The following is a 9,034-nucleotide window of genomic DNA, read 5'->3' as shown; positions in this document are numbered from 1 at the left end:
CCGCCGCCCGCCCCACCGCCCCCCCCCGGCCCCCCGCGCCCCCGCCCCCGGCCCCCCCCCCCGCCCCCCCCCCGACCCCCCCCCCCCCCCGCCCCCCCCCCCCCCCCCCCCGCCCCCCCCCCCCCCCCCCCCCCCCCCCCCCCCCCCCCCCCCCCCCCCCACTACCGGGTGCTGCGCTCAGATCAACGACTTCACTCGGTACAGCGCTTCCAGCGCCTGCTTCGGCGTCAGCTCATCCGGATCGATCGCCTGCAGCGCATCCAGGGCGGCTGAGCTCGGCGCGGCAAACAAACCAAACTGCTGCGGCGCATCCAATGCCTGTGGCGCCATCGCCGCGCTCTGGGTCTCGCCGCCACGCTGTTCCAGCTCCGCCAGACGACGGCGTGCCTGCGCGACCGTGGACTTGGGCAGGCCGGCCAAGGCCGCGACCTGCAGACCAAAGCTGCGGTTGGCCGGGCCGTCCTTCACTGCATGCATGAACACCAGCGTGTCGCCGTGTTCGACCGCGTCCAGGTGCACGTTGGCGATGCCGCTGTTGCCACCTTCGTGGCTCTCATCGGCCAAGGCGGTCAGCTCGAAGTAGTGGGTGGCAAACAGCGTGTAGCAACGGTTCTGGTAGGCCAGATGGCGCGCGACCGCGTCGGCCAGGGCAAGGCCGTCGTAAGTCGAGGTGCCACGGCCGATCTCATCCATCAGCACCAGCGAGTGCTCAGTGGCGTGGTGCAGGATGTAGCTGGTCTCGGCCATTTCCACCATGAAGGTGGACTGGCCCTTGGCCAGGTCGTCACCGGCACCGATGCGGGTCAGGATGCGGTCGATCGGGCCGATCACCGCGCGGCTGGCCGGCACGAAGCTGCCGATATGGGCGAGCAGCACGATCAAAGCGTTCTGCCGCATATAGGTCGACTTACCGCCCATGTTCGGGCCGGTGATGACCAGCATGCGGCGGTCCGGGTGCAGGTCCAGGTTGTTGGGCTCGAACGGCGTATCACGCACCGCTTCCACCACCGGGTGACGGCCACGTTCGATGCGCAGGCAGGCGTCTTCCTGCAGTTCCGGCTGCGCCCAGTCCAGTGCCTGGGCGCGTTCGGCGAACGCAGCAAGTACGTCCAGTTCGCTCAAGGCGCCGGCGCAGCGCTTCAGCGGTTCCAGATGCTGGCCGACGATATCGAGCAGGCCTTCATACAGCAGTTTTTCGCGGCTGAGTGAGCGCTCACGTGCAGACAGCACCTTGTCCTCGAAGTTCTTCAACTCCTCGGTGATGTAGCGCTCGGCATTGGTCAGGGTCTGGCGGCGGGTGTAATGCACCGGCGCCTTGTCGGACTGGCTCTTGCTGATTTCGATGTAATAGCCATGCACGCGGTTGTAGCCGACCTTCAAGGTGGCGATGCCACTGGCCTGGCGCTCGCGTGCTTCCAGGTCGATCAGGAACTGGTCGGCGTGGGTGGACAGGCGGCGCAGTTCGTCGAGCTCGGCATCGTAGCCTTCGGCGATCACGCCGCCATCGGACAGCTTCAGCGGCGGCTGCTCGGCGATGGCGCTGGCCAGCAGCTGCGCGCTTTCATCGTGCGAGCCCAGCTCGGCGCGCAGCTGTTGCAGGCGCGGTGAATCCAGCGTGTCCAGCTGTGCATTGATGGCCGGCAACAGGCCAAGGCCATCGCGCAGGGTGGAAAAGTCGCGCGGGCGCGCCGAGCGCAACGCCATGCGGGTCAGGATGCGCTCGATATCGCCAAGCGCGCGGAAGCTGTCGCGCAGGTCGGCGTCGCTGCCGCGATCAATCAGCGTGGCGACCGCGTGGTGGCGTTGCTGCAGCACGTTGCGCAGGCGCAGCGGGCGGTGCAGCCAGCGCCGCAGCAGTCGTCCGCCCATCGGCGAGACGGTGCTGTCGAGCACACCGAGCAAGGTATTGCGGGTGTCGCCATCAACGCGCGTATCCAGTTCCAGATGACGGCGGGTGGCGGCGTTCATCGCGATCGCTTCGCCGGCGTTCTCCATCGAAATGGAAGTCAGGTGCGGCAGGCGCTGCTTCTGGGTTTCCTCGACATAGCCGAGCAGGGCACCGGCGGCACCGGTGGCGCGCGGCTTGTCGTCGATGCCGAAGCCGCTGAGATCATGCAGCTTGAAGAAATTCAGCAGATGGCGGCGGCCGCTGTCGGCATCGAACAACCACGGCGCGCGACGGCGCACGCCATTGCGATGGCGCAGGAACTCGGGCCAGTTTTCTTCGTCGGGCACCAGCAGCTCAGCCGGCTCCAGCCGGGCCAGCTCGGCCTCAAGTGCGTCATCGGTGTCGACTTCGTTGACCAGGAAGCGGCCGCCGGCCAGGTCGGCCCAGGCCAGGCCGTAACCGGCCTTGCTGCGCGACAGTGCCATCAGCAAGGTATCGCGGCGCTCGTCCAGCAGGGCTTCGTCGGTGACGGTGCCGGGGGTGACCACGCGTACCACCTTGCGCTCTACCAGGCCCTTGGCCAGCGCCGGGTCGCCGATCTGCTCGCAGATCGCCACCGATTCGCCAACCGCCACCAGCCGCGCCAGGTAGCCTTCAAAGGCATGCACCGGCACGCCGGCCATCGGGATCGGGGCGCCGCCGGAGCTGCCACGCTGGGTCAGGGTGATGTCGAGCAGGCGCGCGGCCTTGCGCGCGTCGTCATAGAACAGTTCGTAGAAATCGCCCATCCGGAAGAACAGCAGCAGGTCCGGGTACTCGGACTTGGCTGCGAAGAACTGCTTCATCAACGGGGTGTGTTCGGGCTTTTTCTCGGTCACGCGCAATCCACTTCAATTTGCCGGGCGGCGGCATAGGGCCGCTATTGTAGGCGCAGTGTCGGGGATGGACGAGGCCGAGGCTTTGGAAAGCGATAACCGCGACGCGGGTTGTGGCGAAGCGGCTGCCAGCGTGTGCTGGCGGAGGGGATGTGCCCGGCTTTCCTGAATGCTTGACCGCTGTGCGGGTTGGGGGGCAGTGCCGACAGGATGGTGATCCTCCGGTCGGCATGCGTTTACCTGGCTGGCCGAGGCCGGCTGCAACGTTGTGGTGGAGGCGCGTTGTTCGGCAGCATCCTGCGTCCGGCAACGAGAGGAGGGCGCCTGCACTGGGGCCATCGATGTGTCAGTCGGTGCCTAGAAATTCCAGGTCAGCGATACCCCGGCCGTACGGAAGCTGTCCGGTGAAAGGTATTGCATCACTCCACCGTTGTTGATGAGTGGGCCGTAGTCGATGAAGCTGCGGTAATGCTTGTCCAGCAGGTTGCGCGCGTACAGCGATACTTCCCATTGGCCATCCTCGGCACCGATGCCGATGGAGACATTGGCCACGCCATAACCTCGGGTTCTGGTGGAGGACTGGGCAGCGCTATTGTAGAAACTGCTCTTGCAGCTCCAGCCGGCATTGGCATTGACGGCCAGGCCGTTGCCGAGGGCATGATAGTAGTTGCCATTGAGGGAATAGCTGTATTTGGAGACATACGGTGGCGTGAATCCGGTCAGGTCGGCTTGCAGCACGCCGTCGATGAGGTGACAAGGTGCGTCCCGGTTGGCCTCGCAGGTGGTGAAGTAGTCGCGGTAATCGGCATCGGTGACCGCGCCGGTGGCGATCAAGGAGAAATCCGCGGTGGGGCGCCAGCTGACTTCAAGTTCCGCGCCCTTGGTGCGCATTTCGCCCGCGTTTGACATGGCAAAGCCCAGGGTTTCCGGAACGTAGACCTGTGCCTGGAAATCCTTGTAGTCGGCCTTGTACAGGCTGACGTTGACGGTCAGGCTGCGGTCAAAGAATTGAGTTTTCGCACCTAGTTCGTAGGCCGTGGATTTCTCCGGTTGGATCTGGTTGGAGCGGTTGGAGGTCGGGTCGATGGTGGGGCCCTTGTAGCCGGTCGCGACGTTGGCGTACCACATCAAGTTGGCGTTCTGCTGGAACTGCAGTGCGACCTTGCCGGACACGTTTTCCTTGCTGATTTCGGCCTGCGATGGAAACACGTTGCCCAAATAGACAACCGGCTTTCCTTCCGCGGTAGGCATCTCGATTGGGGTCATGGAGGCAACCACCTTGTCGTGCGTATAGCGCAATCCGCCACTGGCCGACCAACGATCACTCAGTTTGTAGCCAACATTGGCGTAGAGCGCGTGGCTCTTGGTGTCGGCGTGGATATGCTGCCTGGGCCCGGTGAGTGAGAAATACTCGCTGGGCGGCACAAGGTCGTAATCGAATCCGCCATAGCCGTAGTACTCATAGGTGCTGTCAACGTTTGCGTAATAGGCGCCCAGGACATAGTCCAGTCGCTCGTCGTGCGCGGTGCCGGCCAGGCGGAACTCCTGGCTGATCTGATGCGCGCGGATCGTGGTTATGTTCTTGTTGAGGAAGTCCGCCGGTGTCTGGTCGATATCGTGCACCTGGTTGACGGTTGAGCCGCGATAGGCGGTGATGGACGTCAACTGAGCACCGTTGGCAAGCCGCAGGTCGGCCTTCGTTGAAAAGCCGGTTACGCCCTGGAAGGAGAAGCCGTCCGAGTCGGCCTGGCTGGTGAAGCTGTTGCCGCCGATGTTCTGGAAGCCGGCGAGGCTGGCGTTGTAGTCTTCGTCCCTACCCAGACTGTAGAGCACACCCAGGGCGCGGTTGAACAGGGTCTGGCGTTCTGCCGCCACCAGGATGTCGAGTTGTTCGGTTGGCTTCCACAGCCACTTTCCGCGAACACCGCGTCCGGTCTGGTCGCCGATGTTCCAGTCGTGGAAGGCATTGGAGATGGCGCCGTCCTGGTCCTTGTAGTACGCGGAAAGCCGTAGTGCCGACGTGTCGGAGATGGCCAGGTTGCCGGTTGCGCGTGCGACATGTTCGTTGCGCTCACCCAGCGATAATGAGACCGAACCGCCGGTGGTGCCGATCTCCGGATTGCGGGTGCTGATGTTGACCACGCCGGCGGATGCGTTCTTGCCGAACAAGGTGCCCTGCGGGCCGCGCAGCACCTCGATGTGCTCGATGTCGCTGAAGCCTGCTACGCCGGGATCGCGGGGAATACCAATCACCACGTCATCGACCACGGTGCCAACGGTCTGCTCGGAGGCCACGCTGAAGGCTTGTGTACCGATGCCGCGGACCTGGAAGCCGCCGCTGTTGGCGGTGCCTGCGGTGGCTGAGAACGACACGCCGGGGGCCAGATACTGCAGGTCGGAGATGTTGCTCAGGTTGGTGCGGTCAAGTTGCTCGGCGGTAACAACGCTGACCGAAATGGGGGTGCGCTGCAGCGGTTTGGCCTGGTGGGTGGAACGCACCGTCACCGTGTCCAGGTCCTTGGTAGTGGTTTCTGCGGCGCCAGCGGGATCTTCGGCCAGTGCAGGTTGTGCTGCTGCCAGTGCAGAAAGCAGGGCCAATGACAGGTGGGTACAACGCAGCCCGCTTCCGGAATTCCGGTGTTGGTGGGTGGTGGATTTCCTCATGCATTTCTCTCCGATGGTGAGGCAAGGAACCGGTGGGTCCGGTGGGTTTGTGCGTGGGTCTGTTCGCGCTGGTGCCCTGCTTGCCGACGTTTGCCGCAGTCGATGAATCCAACCGGGACGTGGTCAGCACGGCGATTCAAGGTGGGTCTGCACGGCGTTGTTGCGCCGTCTCCCGGTACGACGCAATGGCCGTGGCAAGCGCGCGACTAGCTGTGAGGAAGGAAGCTGCTACACGTTGGCGTAGCTGTTGTCGCGTCTGCTTGCTGTCGGCGTTGTTCGCTGCAAGCGTTGCAGCTGGGGGATGCTTGCCTTGGCAGTTGTATGTTTCAGCGACGCGCTTGCCGACCTTGTGCGCAGGATGGAGTGGCTGACTGCATCCGGAAATTGCGTATGAGGTCCAGGCCAGCAGTCTGCCAAGCGTTGGACGACCTGTTCTGTGCTGTCGAGCGGTCTCCACGAGCAATCAGCAGCAAGCGGCTTGCCGATGAATGCTGGTTGGGGTGTTGATGCTGCCTTGCGTTCCATTTCCGGGATGACTCCACGCACGTTGATCAATGCTTGTCACGCGTTGCGGGAGCGACGATGTTCACTCGGTAATGTTGGCGTCAATAGTTTGCTGCGAGATGCGCGATTCGGAACATTTCAGCGAAAAGTTGCGTTTGTTATTGAGCGGGATAGCTGATTGATTTTCATCAATGACAACGATGCACATGTGCATGGTTTGTGTTTTTCCCGATAAGGATTACAACGTTGTTTGCTGCGCCGGCGATGCTCTGTTGCGCAAATTTTTCGAATGAAAAGCGAGCGGCTGGATGCAGGAAGGAACGGATACTGCGACTGCGATGGGTACAGTACGCTCTGCATGTTTGGGAGGGGATCTGCGTCAGCGCGAATCGAGGTGAACGGGGCGGATGTCGCCAGGGATCACGTGGTGGGCAGCGGATATGTGGCGCGCAGAGGCTGTTGCCTTGCGCGAGGCGTCCGGGTGCTCAGCGGTCGATGCAATTCACGGAGGCATGGATCCATCTGCAGCACTGGCTGCGGATCGTGGGTGCCGGTGCTGGTGGCAATCCAAGCATCAGCAACGAGCGTGCAGTAACGCCATGTCAGCCGGGTTGCTTAGGTGGCAAACGGATATCGCGGTATTGCCGGCACAACCGGACCATGACCCTGTGGGCCAGGGGCGAATCTGTTGTTTGTCGCTCCTGCGCATAGTCAGCTTCTGGTGCTCCAGCCTGGCAATGAAGGCTACTTCGCCGTCGTATTCGCGGTATCGACGCCACGTGCTATGCACGGCCGGTTTTGCGCTCTTTGCTGCTTTCCAGCATCCGCTGTCGGAAGAAGGGATACAGTGCGGCACTGAACAGTATCGCTACTGTGGCATACGCCAGCAGCTCGGCATCGGCACCAAGCAGTGCGTACAGGCAGTAGGCAACCGCCGCGGCGGCGGTGAACAGGCAGGTGGCGCGCATCCAGCCCTGCTCGCCGCGTTCCAGCGTGCTGCAGACCAGCGCGCCAGCGGAGAACAGGTAGGGAATGATGGTCAGCAGCACCGCGATATTGGTTAGCTGGTCGAACTGGCGGGCGAGGGTGGGTGAAGACGTCACCAGCAGCAGTGCGCTCATCAGCACAGCAACGATCATCAAGCCGGTGCCGGGCATGCCGTGTTTGTTGAGCTTGCAGAACACCTTCGGGAACAGACCGTCCTCGGCTGCCGCCTTGGCCGATTGCCCGACCAGCAGCATCCAGCCGCCAAGTGCGCCAGCCGATTTGAGGATCGCGCACAGTGCGATAACCAAAACGCCCCAGGGGCCGATCATCAACTCCGCGACATCGGCGAACGGCGCGGAGGAATCGCGCAGCTGCGCCATCGGCACCATGCCCATGATCACCAGCGAGCAGCTGATGTAGATCACAGCGGCCAGCGCCAGCCCGAGCAGGGTGGCGAGCGGAATATTGCGCTTGGGGTTGTCGATGACATCGGCCGATACCGCCGCGCTCTCCACACCCATGAAGGCCCATAGCGCGATGGACGCGCTGCGTGAGATGGCGGCGCTGTCTTCCATGCCGCTGACGTTCCAGCCGGCACTGAATAGTGCCGGATCGAACCACCACCAGCCAAAGATGGCGATGCCCAGTATCGGGATCAATGCCAGCAGCAAGGTCCCGGTCTCCAGCGCGCCGACCCAGCGGGCGCCGCGTGCGTTGGCCAGGCTCAGCAGCCAGATCACCGCCAGGGTGAAGCCCAGACGCGGATAGACATCCTGCAGCCAGGGCCAGAGATGGCTCAGGTAGCCGGTCACCACCAGGGCGATGGCGACGTTGCCGATCCAGTTGCCGAACCAATAGGCGTAGTTGCTGACGAAGCCGATGTAGTTGCCGAAGGCGTCGCGCGCGTAGGCGTAAGGGCCGCCGGGCTGCGGATCGAGTTGTGACAGGCGGGCGAACACCAATCCCAGCGCGATGGCGCCAGCGGTGGCGATCAGCCAGCCCACCGAGGAGATGCTGCCGACGGTGGCCAGATTGGCCGGTAGCAGGAATACACCGGTGCCGATCATGTTGCCGGCAACCAGCATGGTCGCCATGGTCAGGCCCATCTTCTTCGGGGTGGGGGAGCTCATGTCCAGGCCGGGTCGGAAGTGAAGTCGATGGTCAGCCAGAAGCGCCCCGAGCGTGAATCCAGCTGCGATGCGATCTCATCGCGCAGGCGGTCGACATCACCGATGCTGCCGAGCTGGGTGTCGGGTCTGGTCAGGATATGGATCTCGACGAACTGCATGCGCCCGATCTTGGCGACGTGGCTGGTGAAACCTTCGAACTGGTGCTTGGCGACGAACGCCTGCATCACCTGTTGCACGAGTTGGTCCAGTTCGCTTGGCGCTACCTGCAGGACTTCGCGTGCGGCTTTCCATGCTCCAAGCAGGGGTACCGGTAGCGTCGCCAAGGCGATACAGGCGAGCACCAAAGGGTCGAGGTAGGGAATCCAGTGTTCATGCGCACCACCGCGCAGTGCCAGGGCGATGGCGAAGGACAGCACCACGGCAAGGCTCATCAATCCGGTCAGCAGCCAGGCGCGTGCGTCCAGGCGCAGCAAGCCGGATTGCAGTCGCCGCGCGTGACGGCCGATCCACACCGCCATCGCCAGATCCACCACCGCCAGCAGGCCGGCCCAGAGCAGGCCGGGTCCCACACGGGTTTCGTGGCCGCCGTCGCTGAAGCCGATCACCGCATTGGCCAATGCATAGATGCAGGCCAGGCTGAGGATTGCACCGCCCAATGCTTCGACCATGGGCTCCAGGTGCCAGAACCCGTATTGGAAGCGTGGGCTCTGTTCGCGGGCCATCAAGCGCAGCACCGCAAGTGCGACCAGTGTCAGCGCCACATCCACGAGGCTGTAGATGCCATCGAACAGGATCGCTTGTGAGCGGGCAAGCATGCCGCCAAAGAAGCCGATCGCAGCGACCAGGATGGTCGCCGCGATGGAGAGCTTCAGTACACGTTGTTCCTGGCGGGTGCTGGTCATCTGGCTATGCGAAGGGGAGGGCGGTCTGGGATGTAAAGGGAGCTAGGCTTGAAAAGCCCCTCTCCCGTTCACGGGAGAGGGGTT

General features: G+C 63.4%; 4 protein-coding genes. All 4 read right to left on the bottom strand.

What is annotated here, in order from left to right:
• Positions 1-177 precede the first annotated feature (177 nt).
• A complete protein-coding gene (gene mutS / locus ACVOLI_RS11500; RefSeq protein ID WP_481614514.1) occupies positions 178-2,733 on the bottom strand; it encodes a DNA mismatch repair protein MutS in 2,556 nt (851 codons plus the stop codon).
• Positions 2,734-3,120: 387 nt separating this feature from the next.
• Positions 3,121-5,427, bottom strand: a complete 2,307-nt coding sequence (locus tag ACVOLI_RS11495; RefSeq protein WP_481614512.1) for a TonB-dependent receptor — start codon at positions 5,425-5,427, stop codon at positions 3,121-3,123.
• 1,286 nt (positions 5,428-6,713) lie between these two features.
• Positions 6,714-8,048, bottom strand: coding sequence for an amino acid permease (locus tag ACVOLI_RS11490; protein WP_481614511.1), 1,335 nt, complete (start codon positions 8,046-8,048; stop codon positions 6,714-6,716).
• Complete coding sequence (locus ACVOLI_RS11485; protein WP_481614510.1) at positions 8,045-8,950, bottom strand: cation diffusion facilitator family transporter; 906 nt, start codon at positions 8,948-8,950, stop codon at positions 8,045-8,047. Before ACVOLI_RS11485 ends, ACVOLI_RS11490 begins: the two co-directional genes overlap by 4 nt.
• Positions 8,951-9,034: the final 84 nt, after the last annotated feature.

It is taken from the genome of Stenotrophomonas sp. STEN029, assembly GCF_056760015.1.
This window is presented reverse-complemented; position numbering and strand designations above follow the sequence as displayed.